At 66.7% G+C, this 14,693-nt stretch carries 11 protein-coding genes; 9 read left to right on the top strand and 2 right to left on the bottom strand.

Going from position 1 to position 14,693, the window contains the following annotated elements:
* Positions 1-92: 92 nt before the first annotated feature.
* The 5 genes from BJ997_RS17010 to BJ997_RS16990 all read left to right on the top strand — a co-directional run bounded on the left by BJ997_RS17010 (position 93) and on the right by BJ997_RS16990 (position 8,630).
* A complete protein-coding gene (locus BJ997_RS17010; RefSeq protein WP_035837139.1) occupies positions 93-878 on the top strand; it encodes an IclR family transcriptional regulator in 786 nt (261 codons plus the stop codon).
* Positions 875-1,687 (top strand): IclR family transcriptional regulator, encoded by an 813-nt coding sequence (locus BJ997_RS17005; RefSeq protein WP_052542337.1) that lies wholly within the window; start codon positions 875-877, stop codon positions 1,685-1,687. The genes BJ997_RS17010 and BJ997_RS17005 overlap by 4 nt, the downstream gene beginning before the upstream one ends.
* Before the next feature lie 154 nt (positions 1,688-1,841).
* Positions 1,842-3,311, top strand: coding sequence for a sugar porter family MFS transporter (locus BJ997_RS17000; protein ID WP_035837125.1), 1,470 nt, complete (start codon positions 1,842-1,844; stop codon positions 3,309-3,311).
* A 17-nt stretch (positions 3,312-3,328) separates the two neighbouring features.
* Entirely contained in the window at positions 3,329-3,688 is a 360-nt protein-coding gene (locus BJ997_RS16995; RefSeq protein WP_035837126.1) for a sterol carrier family protein, read from the top strand.
* 364 nt (positions 3,689-4,052) lie between these two features.
* Positions 4,053-8,630: a metallophosphoesterase gene (locus BJ997_RS16990; RefSeq protein WP_052542338.1), complete on the top strand. Its 4,578-nt coding sequence runs from the start codon at positions 4,053-4,055 to the stop codon at positions 8,628-8,630.
* 156 nt (positions 8,631-8,786) lie between these two features.
* On the opposite strand, the gene BJ997_RS16985 is transcribed toward BJ997_RS16990, so the two are convergent.
* Positions 8,787-9,695, bottom strand: coding sequence for a ribokinase (locus BJ997_RS16985; RefSeq protein ID WP_084141277.1), 909 nt, complete (start codon positions 9,693-9,695; stop codon positions 8,787-8,789).
* A gap of 30 nt (positions 9,696-9,725) precedes the next feature.
* On the opposite strand from BJ997_RS16985, the gene BJ997_RS16980 reads away from it, so the two are divergent.
* From BJ997_RS16980 to purM, 3 genes are read left to right on the top strand one after another with little or no spacing between them, the layout of a single operon-like run.
* Entirely contained in the window at positions 9,726-10,136 is a 411-nt protein-coding gene (locus tag BJ997_RS16980) for a hypothetical protein (protein WP_152602219.1), read from the top strand.
* 12 nt (positions 10,137-10,148) lie between these two features.
* Positions 10,149-11,738: an amidophosphoribosyltransferase gene (gene purF, locus BJ997_RS16975; protein WP_052542340.1), complete on the top strand. Its 1,590-nt coding sequence runs from the start codon at positions 10,149-10,151 to the stop codon at positions 11,736-11,738.
* Positions 11,735-12,838: a phosphoribosylformylglycinamidine cyclo-ligase gene (gene purM / locus BJ997_RS16970; protein ID WP_035837128.1), complete on the top strand. Its 1,104-nt coding sequence runs from the start codon at positions 11,735-11,737 to the stop codon at positions 12,836-12,838. The genes purF and purM overlap by 4 nt, the downstream gene beginning before the upstream one ends.
* Before the next feature lie 266 nt (positions 12,839-13,104).
* On the opposite strand, the gene BJ997_RS16965 is transcribed toward purM, so the two are convergent.
* On the bottom strand, positions 13,105-13,365 hold the full coding sequence (locus tag BJ997_RS16965) for a DUF3073 domain-containing protein (RefSeq protein ID WP_035837129.1): 261 nt from the start codon (positions 13,363-13,365) through the stop codon (positions 13,105-13,107).
* Positions 13,366-13,527: 162 nt separating this feature from the next.
* Between BJ997_RS16965 and BJ997_RS16960 the strand changes: the two genes are divergently transcribed.
* Positions 13,528-14,655 (top strand): NAD(P)-binding domain-containing protein, encoded by a 1,128-nt coding sequence (locus BJ997_RS16960; protein WP_035837130.1) that lies wholly within the window; start codon positions 13,528-13,530, stop codon positions 14,653-14,655.
* The last annotated feature ends 38 nt before the right edge of the window (positions 14,656-14,693 follow it).

Raw genomic sequence — 14,693 nt, 5'->3', positions numbered from 1 at the left:
TACATGTCTATCTTATGAGAAAAATGTGCGCTTGGATAGTTTTCTTTCCCCGCGCGGCAGCACCCGTGTCCGGCATGTGGGAAGATGACTGTATGAGCAGCACGGAATCTTCCCAGGGTGGTGGCTTAGAGATCCTCGCCAAAGCGGACGCGGTGATCCAGGCTCTCGAGGGGCAAGGCGAATTGACCGCGGCTGCCATCGCCGTGGCGGTCGATGAACCAATGAGCTCCACCTACCGCCTGCTCACCAATCTCGCGTCTATTGGTTGGGTGGATCCGGGTTCGCGTCGCGGCCTGTTTCGACTCGGCGTGCAGTTCATGCGGATCGGCGGGCGTCTGGAAGACCAGATCAGCGTCCGGGACGCAGCCGTTCCGTCACTGAAGGCTCTCCTGGCGTCGACGGGCGCGACCAGCTTCCTGTGCTTGCGTCGAGGCACTCGAGCAGTGTGCGTCGAACGATTCGAGGGACGCGATGTTCGGTCCCTGGCGATGTCGCTGGGGGATTCGTTGCCCCTCTACCTCGGTGCGGCACCGGTTGCGCTGTTCGCTCACCTGCCTGACAGCGAGAGGGGGGCTGTGATCGAACAGCTGGATTCCTCCCGGGCTGCCGATGCCTCGATCCCCAGCCGGGCCGAACTGAATCGAATCGCTGAGGAAACTCGAGTGCGGGGATACTCCATTTCTGATGGAGACGTGACGCCGGGCATCGCGGCCATCGGGGCGCCTGTCTTCAATCATCGAGGGGAGATCGAGGCCGCCCTGTCGATTAGCGGCTTGCGCGCTCTGGTCCTGTCGGAGGACCGTTCGACAATTGACCTCGTCCTCGATGCGGCCCTCACGAGCAGCCGGGCACTGGGCTATCTCGGAGGAGAGCCATGAAATCGATCAAGCCAACTCGCGTCCTGGCGAACGCTCGCGATCTCGTCGATCTGCTGTCAGAAGTCGGGCCCCTCACTCCGGCCGAGATAGCCGAGAGGATCGACGTCCCTCGCCCCAGTATCTATCGCCTGGTCGATGGCCTCAATGCAATTAATCTCACCGAGACTCTTCCGGACGCACGAGTCGCCTTGAGCCTGCGCTGGCTTCATATTGCCGACGAGGCTCGTTCCGCCATGGAAGAGTGGGCGGGAGCGAAAGCGGCGCTGTTGGACTTGGTGGACGCGACGGGCCAGACCGCATTCCTGAGTGTCCTGCGCGACGACAACGCCGTGTGCATTGACTGGGTGCCGGGTCGAGGAATCGGTGTGCTGACCTTTAAGCCGGGTCGAGCTCTTCCTCTGCACGCAGGTGCGGCAGGTCGACTCCTGCTGGCCTACGCCGGCGACCTCGACGACTATATGAAGCGTGCTCCGCTCGCCAAGCTGACACCATCGACGTTGACGGCGGCAGACGAGTTGCGCGACGACATTCAGCGGACCCTCGAACGCGGGTTCTCGGTCTCCGATGAGGATGCCACGGTCGGGATTGGCGCACTCGGCAGGCCGATTCTCGATCCGTCGGGCGAAGTGCGTGCTTGCGTGTCGATCGGGGGGCTGGCCGAGGACATGCGAGCGCACCGGGACGAGTACCTCGCGGCGCTGGATCGCGCCGCCTCGGCGCTTTCTGCTTCGGCCGACGCGCTCGAGGAGAGTTCAAGTGGGAGTGCGCGCGTTGCCAAGCGTGAACGCAACCAAGGGTTCACTCGGTAATTCGAATCGCGAGGCTTCAGGGGGAGGGACCGCTCGTAAAACGGACGATTTGTCCAATATATGAGAAACGTCTAGGGTTGAGCCAGCGGGGCGATGCAGCCAAAATCGCCTCTCCCGGCGGAATATTCGCCGGTCGCATCGACGAGGGAGTCATATGAGCCGGGCACTGTCCACCACTGAGGCGCATCCGCTTCCGCCACTCACTATCGGACGCCACACGCATAGGCTGCGAACAGTGGCCTTGATCGCGACATTGGGTGGGCTCCTCTTTGGATATGACACGGGTGTGATCAACGGCGCTTTGGCGCCCATGAAAGCGGAACTCGGGCTCACGGCACTGACCGAAGGTGTGGTCACAAGCTCTCTTCTTGTCGGCGCCGCGTTCGGGGCGTTGGCCGGGGGCAGGTTGTCCGACTCGATCGGGCGTCGGAAAATGATCATCCTGATCGCCGTCTTCTTCATCGCTGGCGCACTTGCCTGTGTCTTCACACCCAATCTCGAGTTCATGGTCGCAGGGCGAATCGTCCTCGGCTTGGCAGTTGGTGGGGCATCCGTGGTTGTCCCGGTGTTCCTGTCGGAACTGGCACCATTCGAAATTCGGGGCGCGCTGGCTGGGCGGAACGAATTGATGATTGTCATCGGACAACTCGCCGCTTTCGTCGTCAACGCCGTCATTGGAACGGTATGGAGCGACCACGAGGGTGTCTGGCGGTACATGCTCGCCGTCGCTGCCCTTCCCGCAGTCGCGCTGTTGATCGGGATGATGCGGGTACCGGAATCACCGCGCTGGCTGATTTCACAGGGCAGGGTAGATGATGCCCTGACTGTGCTCGAGAGCGTTCGCAGCCCCGAGCGGGCGCGCGCGGAACTGGACGAAATCGTTCACCTGGCCAACGAACAGTCGACCTTGGTCAGCCCCGGATGGCGTGCGCTCAAGGAGAAGTGGGTCATCCGAATTCTTCTGGTGGGAATCGGGCTGGCCGTCGGTCAGCAACTTACCGGAATCAACTCGATCATGTACTACGGCCAATCCGTCCTCACTGAGGCTGGGTTCAATCAGGACACAGCTCTGATCGCCAACATCGCACCCGGGGTGATTGCCGTCATCGGCGGCATCATTGGGCTCTCGCTCATGCAGCGCATCAACCGCCGGACCACCTTGCTGCTGGGCTTTATTCTCACGACGACGGCTCACTTCCTCATCGGAAGCGCTTCCCTCGCGCTCCCGGTGGGTAACTCGGCGCGTCCCTTTGTCATCCTCCTGCTTGTCGTGTTGTTTGTCGGCTCCATGCAGACGTTCCTGAACATTGCGATCTGGGTGATGCTGTCCGAGATTTTCCCGCTGCGCATCCGCGGCCTCGCAATCGGCATCTCGGTCTTCTGTGGCTGGACGGTGAATGCCTTGCTGGGGCTGTTCTTCCCCACGGCTGTGGAGGCCATCGGTATTTCGGGGACGTTCTTTATATTCGGCTTTGTGGGGCTGGCAGCGATCCTCTTCGTTGCCACCCAGGTTCCCGAGACTCGAGGACGCACCCTCGAGGCCATCGAGGAGGACGTGTCCACCGGCGCGATCTATGTTGTTCGTCCCCGCGTGCCCGCCGCCGAGTACCCGCCGTCGCGCTGATCCGGCAGACTGGAACCATGGCACGAGCGAGAATCGACGACGGAGCCGGCCGGGTGGCCGTGCGCGCGGCGCTCGCCGAGGGTGCGGGCGCGAGCCGGGACATCCGTGCGCAGGCCGTTCGATACACCCTGCAGCTGCTCGCCGAGCAGGCCGAGGGCAACACCCTCGAGGTGCGGGTGCCGCCGTTCGGCGCCGTGCAGTGCGTGGCAGGCCCCCGCCACACCCGCGGCACGCCGCCGAACGTCGTCGAAACGGATGTCGCCACCTGGCTCGCCCTCGCAACGGGCGCCCTGAGCTGGCCCGACGGAATCGCATCGGGCCTCATCCACGCCTCCGGAGCCCGCGCCGACCTCACGGGTCACGTTCCGGTTCTGTAGGCGCGCTCCTCCCGCACCCCCGCCCCCCCGCCCCGTACCCCCCCCTCCGCGAGAGCGGGCTCGTTGTCGGTTGGAGCCCCTCGAGGCGACGAACGACCCGCTCTCGCGGGAGAGACGACGCGGGGTTGTTCCGCGAGAGCGGGTGGTTCGTCGCTTGGGGGTGCTCGAGGCGACATCGCACCCGCTCTCGCGGAAGGGGTGCCGCGGAGGGGGTGCTCTGTTGTGCTGCCGGTGGGCGTCGCTCGGGGAGCGTTCTTGTCCTCGCGCCACAGGCAACACCCCGAGTGTTCATCGAAAGGACACAGGCAACACCCCGGACTTCCCTAGGTTGAGCGAGCCCGCTCCCGAACCAAAGGCCTGCTCAGTGCGCACTCTCCGTCGTCCCTTCCGTCCGTCACCGATCGCCCTCGGGCTCGTGCTACTTCTGGGCGGTGGAGTGGCTGCGGCCGCTCCCGCCGCGGCCGCACCGACGGTGACGTCCGCGCCGCTACTCGTGACGGAGATCACCCCCGACAATGTGGGCTACGACAACTTCGAATTCTTCGAGGTGACCAACACCACCACCGTCGACATCGACATGGACGCCGCGGGCATCGGCCTCAGCTACATCTACGCCGACTCTGACGACCGCGCGAAGGACGTGCCCTTCGCCGTGCCGGCCGGAACGGTGATCGCGGCGGGGGAGTCCACCGTGTTCTGGCTCGACTATGCCACCTCGACCGTCGACACCCAGGCGTTCACCGAGCAGGATTTCCGGGCGCATTTCGCGACTTCGGAGAGCCCCGCCGACGAGTACGCGGTCGTGCGGGTCACCGGGCAGCCTGGCATGGCGAACGGCGGTGGCCGCGGCATCCGTATTGTCGATGGCACCGATGTGTCGATCAGCTGGGCGGTCTACCCGGCGGGGTCTGTCGCCGTGGACAGGAGCGCGCACTTCGGTGCCCCCGCCTCAAGCGAGTCGCCCTCCCAAGCGCTCGCGCATCGGCTCGGCGTTCCCACGCCCGGTCACCCCAGTCCGGTCGAGGCGCCCACCCCGACCCCCACCCCCACGCCCACCGTGACGCCGGCCCCCACGCCCACCGTGACGCCGGCCCCCACGCCCACCCCCGACCCGACTCTGGTCACGGCGGCGCTTCAGATCACCGAGATCACCCCCGACACCACCAACGTGGGATCGGGCGACGGCTTCGAGTTCATCGAGGTATACAACGCCACCGCCGAGCCGATCGACTTCTCCGACTACACGCTCAACTACCTGTACCCGCTCTCCGATCTCACCAACAGCTCCACCGTGCGCTGGCCGAGCACCCCCGCCGACACCGTGATCGACCCCGGGGCCGCCCTCGTGTTCTGGATCAAGAACGGCCCGAACGACGCGCTCACCGCGGCCGACTTCAACGCCCAGTTCGGCACGAGCCTCACTCCCGGCGCCGACCTCGTGGAGGTCTTTGCCGGCGGCCTCGCCAACGGGTCGCCGCGCGGCATCGAGATCCTGACGAACACCGGCTTCAGCGTGAACACGGCGTACTACAACCTCGACGGCGTCGACGATGTGGAGGCGAACGTGGGCATCCAATACGGTGCCGACGCCACCAACCTCGGCCGGCAGCTCAAGCTCGGCACGGTTGCGGCGACCCCCGGCGCCGTCTACGCGGCGCAGGTTCCCGCGGGCCTCATGGTCGTCGCGGCCGACACGACCGCGCCGGTCACCGCCGACCAGACCCTCGGCGAGATCGACCCGGCGCAGAACTTCGCGCTTCAGGCCACGGTCAATGACGATGTGCAGGCCCGCACGGTGACCCTGCACCTCAAGAGCAACCTCGACGCCGATTTCACGCCATTCAACCTCACGACGGATGCCGCAGGCGCCTACCGCCACGACCTCCAGCAGGTAGACCTCACGGCCAAACGCTGGTTCGAGTACTTCTTCACGGCCAGCGACGGCCGTAACGACAGCAGCACCCCCGTGACCCGGGTCGCGCTCACGGGTGTGGACGATTCCCCGGTGCGCCTGAACGTGACCGACGGGCAATTCCTCACCGGCACCACCGTGATCTCCGCCGCGGGTGACGCAGGCCCCGCGGCGACTCCGGTCTCGCTCAGCATCGACGGCGCCCCGGTGGCCACCCAGCCCGAGCTCGAGGCCGCCCCGCAGTTCGTCTTCGACGTGACGGCGGTGAACACGTTCTTCAAGAACGGCGTGCTCGTGGGCGAGGACGTGCTGCGCATCTTCGACGACGGCATCCCGGAGGGCTGGGAGACCATCGCGACACCCGTGCCGCTCACCAACGTGACCCGGGGCGACAACCTCGTGGTGAGCGTCTGGGCCGGCACGAAGGTCGCGCCAGAGATCAACCTCGACGAGAACAACGACGACTTCCAGATTCGCAACCTGCGCCTCGTGCTGCCCGATGGCCGCAGCCTGCAGCCCACCGGCTACACCGACCCGGAACTCGTGCTCAACATGGGTGACAGCCCCGGCAAGTTCGACTTCTACGACGCGAGCTTCAGTATTCCGGAAGACGCATATATGGCCGTCGCGCACGAGTGGGACACCACCGCGGTCGAAGACGGCACCCACCCGGTGACCGCGAGCAACGGCACGACCACGCTGACCCGACAGGTGACGGTTGACAACACGGCTCCGCAGGTGGCGACATCCGTTGTCGACGGGCAGCTCTATCAGGGCGAGTTCATGGTCGACGGTGAGGCGACGGATGCCGGCGCCGGCCTCGACACTCTCGTCGCCACCCTCGACGGTCGCCCGATCACCCTGCCGTTCGCCACCTCATCGATCGAACTTGCCGACGGCGACCACACGCTCGCCCTCACCGCGCTGGACCGGGTGGGCAACCAGAGCGTGCTCAGCACGGTTTTCTCCACGCCTGTGGAGGAACCCGGCAACGAACTGATCACCCCGCTCGACGGCGCGACGGTGCCGGCGGGGCCGGTGGACCTCACTGCGCGGGCCACCGACCCCACCGGTGACCGGCTGCAGGTCACCCTCAACGAGGGATTCGTCGCATCCGTTGCCGACAACACCGTGCGGCCGTACTCGGGAACGACCCGCATCGCCACCGACACCGACAGAGCGGGAAAGACGCTGCTCACGGGTGACCAGGTCATCGCCATGGCGCGCCTCGACGGGGCCGCCGAACCGGTGTTCTCAGACGATGCCTTTCCCTACCAACTCTTCGAGGTCGACGTTCCGGCCGATGCCGGGGTCGATTTCACGGCCCGGGTGCGTTGGGACGGAACCGCTAACGCCGACGCCAAGGTGCTCATGTACGTGCAGAATGTGACTACAGGGGCCTGGGACGAGGTCGACCGTCACGTGACGATCGGCGAGGGGACAACCGCGTTCACCCTCGACGCCATGGTGCCGGCAGCGAACCACCTGACCGGGCAGGTGATCACCGTGCTGATCCAGCACTCGGAAGGATTCGCCGGGGAGAACCTGAGCGACCGAGCGAGCCAGCTGCCCGCCAACAACGTGAACGACACCCCGCGGTCCGCGTACGATTTCACCCTCGCCTGGGAATCAGACACGCAGTACTACAACGCGTCGTACTATGAACGCCAGCTCGACATCCACAACTACCTGCTCGAGGAACGCGAGGCCACCAACCTGCAGTACCTGTTTCACACCGGGGACATCGTGGACAACAACCTCGACGAGAACCAGTGGACCAACGCCAACGCGGCCTACTCCATGCTCGACGATGCTCAGCTGCCCTACGGCGTGCTGGCCGGCAACCACGATGTGGGCCAGAAAGACGACGACTACACCGCGTACAAGGCCAACTTCGGCGCCGCCCGTTACGACGCCAACCCCTGGTTCGGCGAGAGCTTCGAAGACAACCGCGGTCACTACGACCTGATCACGGCCGGCGGCATGGACTTCCTGATGCTCTACCAGGGCTGGGCGCCGAGCCAGGAGGGTATCGACTGGCTCAACGAGGTTCTCGCCAGGTACCCCGAGCGCACGGCGATCCTCAACCTGCACGAATACATGCTCACCACCGGCGGTCTGGGCGAGGTGCCGCAGCAGATCTACGACGAGGTCGTGGCCCCCAACGCGAACGTGGCCATGGTCTTCTCCGGCCACTACCACGACGCCTTCACCCGCATCGATCAGTTCGACGACACCGGCGACGGCATCCCCGACCGCTCGGTGTACCAGATGCTCTTCGACTATCAGGGGTTGCCAGAGGGCGGGCAGTCGTTCCTGCGCCTGCTGCAGTTCGACAATGAGAGCCAACAGATCGGCGTGCGCACGTACTCGCCGTACCTCGACGCCTACAACTCCGACGACCCCACCCTTGACCTCGCGCACCAGGAGTTTGCCGTGCCCTACGCCGCGTTCGGCCTCACCCCGATGGTCAAGACTCTCGCGACGGATTCCTTCACCGTCGACATCCTGACCACCACCGAGATCGCGGCCTTCGCCGACGTGGCGAGCGGCTCGGAGGTGACCGCCGTATGGACCCCCGGTGCCGGCACACACGGCTGGTACGCCTTCTCCGCGGATCCGTTCGGCGCCACGGCCTATTCCGAGGTTCGCCGGGTCACCGTGGCGGAGCCGCCCGTCGTTGAGCCGGCCGTCGTGGTGCCGGAGGCCGGGCCCGAGGCATCCGCTCCCGGGGCGGCGGGCACCCCGCCGGCCGCGCGCAGTGCGGTCACCGCGTTCGTGCTGAGCGCCGAATCGCAGGCCCTCGCCGACACCGCGGCGGCAGCGCTCGCCGCGGAGGTCGCCACCGATGCGGCAACCGAGCGTACAGACGCGGCGAACGCGGATGCCGGGGCCTCGGACCCGCACCTCGCCGCCGTCGACGAGGTACGCGCGCTGGGCATCTGGACCATCGCCCTCGCTCTGCTGGGACTGCTCGGGGTGGGGGTGCTCGCGGTAATCGCTGCGCGCCGCATTCGCTCTCGCCCCTGACCATCACTCCCCGCCCCGTCCGCGAAAGCGACAACGGCCCACCTTGTGAACGTGGGCCCAGCATCTAGGCTGGGCCCACGTTCCGGGCCCGGGCCCCGCTCACGCGGAGGCGGCGCGCGAGGCGGGTCGGGCGAGGCGGGTCAGGCTGCGCGCGAGTCAGGCGAGGATCGCGGCGACCTCGTCGAACGACGGCATCGAGGTGGTGGCGCCCACGCGGGTGACCGACACCGAGGAGGCGACAGTCGCCCAGCGCAGCGCCTCGACCATGCTCTCCGCGGTGGGTGCACCGGTCCCCGCGGCGAGGCGCGCCACCAGTGCGCCCACGAACGTGTCGCCGGCCGCGGTCGTGTCCACGGCATCAACCGGGCGCGCCGGGGCGAGGCCCAGCACCTCGCCGTCGTAGGCGACGACGCAGCCCTCGGCACCGAGGGTGACGATGGCCCAGGTCATGTCCGCGCTCAGGGCCTCGGCGGCCTGCACGGGGTCGGCCTCGCCGGTGAGCTCCTGCGCCTCGATCTGGTTGGGCACCACGAGGTCGACCGACGCGAGAAAACCCTCGGGAAGCGGAACGACCGGCGCGGGGGTCAGCACGGTGAAGACGCCGCCCTCCCGGGCCAGGGCAATCGCTTCCACGAGCACGGGAACAGGCAGCTCACACTGCATCACCAGGAACGCCGCGGCCGAGATGGTCTCGCGTTGTTCGGCGTCGAGGGTCGTCACGGTGCTGTTAGCGCCCGACACCACCACGATCGAGTTCTCGCCCGAGTCCACCACGGAGATGTGCGCGGTGCCGGTGGGCTCGCTCGACGACGACAGGCCGTCAAAGCCGATGCCCTCGGCCGCGAGCAGGGCGCGCAGCTCGGCGCCGTAGGTATCCGCTCCCACCGCACCCACGAAGTCGACCGAGGCGCCGAGTCGCGCCGCGGCAACCGCCTGGTTGAGTCCCTTGCCGCCGGGAACGGTGTCGAATCCGGTGCCGAAAATGGTCTCTCCGGGGCGGGGGAGTCGGCTTTGGCGTACGACGAGATCCATGTTGGCGCTGCCCAGTACCGCAATTCTGTTCACCGACTCAGTCTGTCATGGGAGAATAACCGGGTGAGTTCTCTCGAACAGCCAGAACAGCAGCCCACGCCCCCACCTAACGACAGGCCCGCGGACACGGAGTCCGTGATCGCCGAAGACACACTCTCGGTACACCGCTCGCCGCGCTACAAGAACTTTATGATTCTGGGCGCCGTCGTCGGAGTGGTCTCCGCGCTCGTGCTCACCGTGGCTTTCCCCGACAGCGCCGACTTCAACAAGGCCCAGATCTTCGGCTTCCTGCTGCTGGCCTGCCTCGCAGCGGGCGTGCTTCTCGGAAGCATCGTTGCCCTTGTTCTCGACCGTGCCATCGGCCGCCGTAGCCATAGAGTGGTCGCCGATAGACTGACACGAGATGATTCACGCGCCACCCCTGCGGTGGATGAGTCAACCGACACCCAACATTTCACCGAGAAATCAGAGTAGAGGGGCTGCACCTTGGCCGGCGGCGACGGACTGTTAAATCACGATCTTCTTCCCAATGAGAAGGGTCCGCAGGATGCCTGCGGAGTCTTCGGAGTGTGGGCCCCCGGCGAAGAGGTGGCCAAGCTCAGTTACTTCGGGCTCTACGCGCTGCAGCACCGTGGCCAGGAATCCGCCGGAATCGCCACGAGCGACGGCTCGAAGATTCTCATCTACAAAGACATGGGACTGGTGTCGCAGGTCTTCAACGAGGCCTCGCTGAGCACCCTTCTCGGCCACATCGCCGTGGGGCACACCCGGTACTCCACCACGGGGTCGTCGAGCTGGCAGAACGCCCAGCCCACCCTCGGCCGCACGTCGAGCGGAACCGTGGCCCTCGGTCACAACGGCAACCTCACCAACACGGCCGAACTGCTCGAACTCGTGCGCGAGCGCTACCCCAAGGTCGACGGCGAGCTGGCCCGCGGCAACACCACCGACACCGCCGTGATCACCGCCCTCCTCACCGGCGACCTCGACCACACCCTCGAGGCCACGGCCCTCGAGGTGCTGCCGCGGCTGCGCGGTGCCTACTGCCTCGTGTTCATGGACGAAACCACCCTCTACGCCGCCCGTGACCCGCAAGGCGTTCGTCCGCTCGTGCTCGGCCGCCTCGAGCGCGGCTGGGTGGTGGCCTCCGAGACAGCCGCCCTCGACATCGTGGGCGCGAGCTTCGTGCGCGAGGTCGAGCCCGGCGAGCTCATCACTATCGATGAGAACGGGCTGCGCACGCAGCGCTTCGCGAAAGCCGACCCCAAGGGCTGTGTCTTCGAGTATGTCTACCTCGCCCGCCCCGACACGACGATCGCGGGTCGCGGAGTGCACGAGGCGCGCGTGGAGATGGGCCGCCGGCTCGCCGCCGAGCACCCGGTCGAGGCCGACCTGGTGATCCCCACGCCGGAATCCGGCACGCCGGCGGCCATCGGCTATGCGCAGGCCTCCGGCATCCCGTTCGGCCAGGGCCTCGTGAAGAACTCCTATGTGGGGCGCACCTTCATCGCGCCGTCGCAGACCATCCGGCAGCGCGGCATCCGCTTGAAGCTCAACCCCCTCAAGAACGTGATTAAGGGAAAGCGCCTGATCGTGGTCGACGACTCGATCGTGCGCGGCAACACGCAGCGCGCCCTCGTGAGCATGCTGCGGGAGGCCGGCGCGGCGGAAGTGCACGTGCGCATCTCGAGCCCGCCCATCACGTGGCCGTGTTTCTACGGAATCGACTTCGCGAGCCGGGCCGAGCTCGTGGCCACCGGCCTCGAGATCGACGAGGTGCGCCAGTCGATCGGCGCCGACTCGCTCGGCTACCTCTCCGAAGACGGCATGATCGAGGCCACCGAGCAGCCGCGTGAGCGCCTGTGTACGGCCTGCTTCACCGGAATTTACCCCATTGCACTGCCCGATTCGCAGCACCTCGGCAAGAACCTGCTCGAGCGTGAACCGGCAAGCAACGGATGCGACCCGGGCCCCGACGCCGAGTTGGAGGCCGTGCTCGCGCCGGCCGTGCAGCGGGAGAGTGCCCTCGCGGCGCTCGGACAGGTACCGTTCGGCGATCCAGGAAGACAAGAATGACGAATTCGTCCTATGCAGCAGCCGGAGTCGACACCGCGGCCGGTGACCTTGCCGTTGAGCTGATGAAATCAGCCGTGTCCAAGACGCACGGTCCGGAGGTCTGGGGTGGCGTGGGCGGCTTCGCCGGCCTCTACGATGTGTCTTTCCTCACGTCGTACCGCCAGCCGCTGCTCGCCACGTCGACCGACGGTGTGGGCACGAAGGTCGCCATCGCGCAGGCCATCGACAAGCACGACACCATCGGCCAGGACCTCGTGGGCATGGTCGTCGACGACATCATCGTGGTCGGCGCGCGCCCGCTATTCATGACCGATTACATCGCCTGCGGCAAGGTCGTTCCCGAGCGCATCGCCTCGATCGTGGCCGGGATCGCCCGCGCCTGTGCCGAGACCGGCACGGCGCTCGTTGGCGGAGAGACCGCCGAACACCCCGGCCTTCTCGGCGTGGACGACTACGACGTGGCCGGAGCGGCCACCGGTGTTGTCGAGGCCGACCAGGTGCTCGGCGCCGACAAGGTGCGTTCGGGCGACGTCGTGATCGCGATGGCTTCCTCGGGGCTGCACTCCAACGGCTACTCGTTGGTCAGGCACATCCTGGCGCAGCGCGGCATCGGTTACACGGATAGGTCCGCTGAGCTGGGCGGCGTAGTCGGTGAGGTGCTCCTCGAGCCCACCCGCCTCTACACAGGCCCGCTGCTCGACGTGCTCGCCGACACCGACCTGGCCGGCGCCATCCACTCGCTCAGCCACGTGACCGGCGGCGGCATCGCGGCGAACCTCGCCCGCGTGCTGCCGGTGGGATCCTGGGTCGAGGTGGACCGTTCCACCTGGTCGCCCGCTCCGGTGTTCCGCGTGCTCAGCGACATGGCCGGCAGCTCCCTTGAGAGCTCGGAAGGAACCTGGAACCTCGGCGTGGGCATGTTCGCCGTCGTCGACGCGGGCTCCGCGTCATCCGTTATCGCCCGCCTGGCCACGAGCGGTATCCCCGCCTGGGTTACCGGGCGTGTCTCGATGGCCCCGCACGACATCACCGGCTTCGAGCAGGGCGCCAAGGGCGTCAACGGCGGGGCCGTGCGCCTCGTCGGCGCTTTCGCGAGCTAGCGGTCAGCGGATGCCGCGGCCGCTATCCTCGGAGCACGCGCGGGTTTCGCACCCCTGTGGCGGCGCGCTGCCGCAGTAGTGGTAGCGCGCCGCGGTAGCAGAGCGGCGGCAGGTCGCACGCGTTCACTTCGCGCCCGAACGGCGGCGCGCTGCCGCTATGGCGGTAGCGCGCCGCGAGAGCGAGAGCGAGACGGGGCTTCAGCGCGCACGAAAGGCCTTCGGCGAGGGAATCGCTGAGGGCCGAATGTGTGAGGTGTGGAAACCTGTCAGGCTCGCCGCTGCTCGTCTTCGGTGGCGTAGTGATCGACGTACTGGTCGTCGTCCTCGTCGGCATCCGTTGCTGCTGCGGCCTTCTCGGCCTTGTCTTTTTCGTACTCCGGCCATTTGGCCAGGTCCTCGTCGAGACGCGGGTCGGACGGATGCCCGGTGAGCTCGCGTTCGAGCGCGTTGTAGTTCGTATCGGGACTGAAATACTTCAGCTCCCGAGCGACCTTGGTGTGCTTTGCTTTTTGACGGCCGCGCCCCATGCGTGACCCCCTTACGATGCCAGGCCGAGTGAGCCGGAGTCACTCGGGAGATTGCCGAACAAAATGTGTGAAAAACATGTTCAAAAAACTAAATGCCAGTTTAGCATGACGGGCGTCGCCAGCCGCCGACGCGGATCACAGGCGCACATGTAACACTAAGGTGTGACGATAAGCGACTCTAGCGCGTCTGTCGTCATCATTGGCGCGGGCCAGGCAGGCCTCTCGGTGGCCTACTGCCTCCGTACCCTGAATTTGGCTCCTGGCCGGGATTTTGTCATTTTTGACCGCGGGCCCGGTCCGGGTGGCGCCTGGCAGCATCGCTGGGAATCGCTGCGATTGGGCGCGGCGCACCGCGTGAATGACCTCCCGGGAATGCCCGAAGTGGGGCTGAGTTTCGACACGGCCGACCAGTCCAGGCCGGCCCGGGAGGTCGTAGCGGAGTACTACCGTCGGTACGAGGAGCATTTTGGGTTGGCCGTGGTGCGGCCCGTCACGGTGACCAGTGTGGCCGACCACGACGATCGCCTCGTGGTTTCCACGTCCTCTGAGGCCTACGGGGAACGCACCACGAGCACGCGGGTGCTCGTGAACGCCACGGGTACCTGGGGTGCGCCGTTCATCCCGCACTACCCGGGCGCCGAGACCTTCAAGGGGCACCAGGTGCACACCGCGAACTACGTGTCGGCCGAGCAATTCGCCGGCCAGCGGGTGATCGTGGTGGGCGGCGGAACATCGGCCATCGGTTTCATGCTTGAGCTCGACGGTATCGCGGCAGGTCTCACGTGGGCTGCCCGCCGCCCGATCGACTGGAGGCACTCGGAGCATCTCGACCTGGAGGGTGCCGTGGCGGCGGTCACCCTGCAGGACCAGGCGGCTCGTGCCGGGCGTGCCCTGCCGAGCATCGTCAGCGGCACAGGGGTGCCGGTGACTCCCCGTATCCGGCAGGGAATTGAGAGCGGACTCCTGGTGGCCCGGCCTATGTTCACGGCAGTCGAGCCCGGTGGCGTGCGCTGGTCCGACGGCACGTTGAGCGCGGCCGACGTGATCATCTGGGCCTCTGGCTTCCGGCCGGAACTGCGGCACCTCGCGGCACTGAAGCTGCGGGCCAAGGCTGGCGGCTATTCGGTCGAGGCCGGGACATCCGTTCTCGATCCGCGCATATTCTTTGCGGGTTATGGCCCCCAGGCAAGCACGATCGGGGCCAACCGCGCTGGCCGCGTCACTGCCCGGCGGATCATGGCGAAGCTGGCAGAACCCGACGCGCCCGAGCTGCCTGTGCCCCGGGGCTAGTTCAGGAAGACCGCCCGCCGCACCGCTCCTCAGCCGCT

This window comes from Cryobacterium roopkundense (assembly GCF_014200405.1).
GTDB classification, from domain to species: Bacteria; Actinomycetota; Actinomycetes; order Actinomycetales; family Microbacteriaceae; genus Cryobacterium; species Cryobacterium roopkundense.
Note: the sequence above shows the minus strand (reverse complement) of the source record. Positions and strands in the feature narration are given on the sequence as shown.

What these genes read in the sequence shown, in the direction of transcription:
- BJ997_RS17005 (WP_052542337.1), top strand. Translation starts at nt 875, where the DNA reads ATGAAATCGATCAAGCCAACTCGCGTCCTGGCGAACGCTCGCGATCTC.
- BJ997_RS16965 (WP_035837129.1), bottom strand. Translation starts at nt 13,365, where the DNA reads ATGGGGCGCGGCCGTCAAAAAGCAAAGCACACCAAGGTCGCTCGGGAG.
- BJ997_RS17000 (WP_035837125.1), top strand. Translation starts at nt 1,842, where the DNA reads ATGAGCCGGGCACTGTCCACCACTGAGGCGCATCCGCTTCCGCCACTC.
- purM (WP_035837128.1), top strand. Translation starts at nt 11,735, where the DNA reads ATGACGAATTCGTCCTATGCAGCAGCCGGAGTCGACACCGCGGCCGGT.
- BJ997_RS16995 (WP_035837126.1), top strand. Translation starts at nt 3,329, where the DNA reads ATGGCACGAGCGAGAATCGACGACGGAGCCGGCCGGGTGGCCGTGCGC.
- BJ997_RS17010 (WP_035837139.1), top strand. Translation starts at nt 93, where the DNA reads ATGAGCAGCACGGAATCTTCCCAGGGTGGTGGCTTAGAGATCCTCGCC.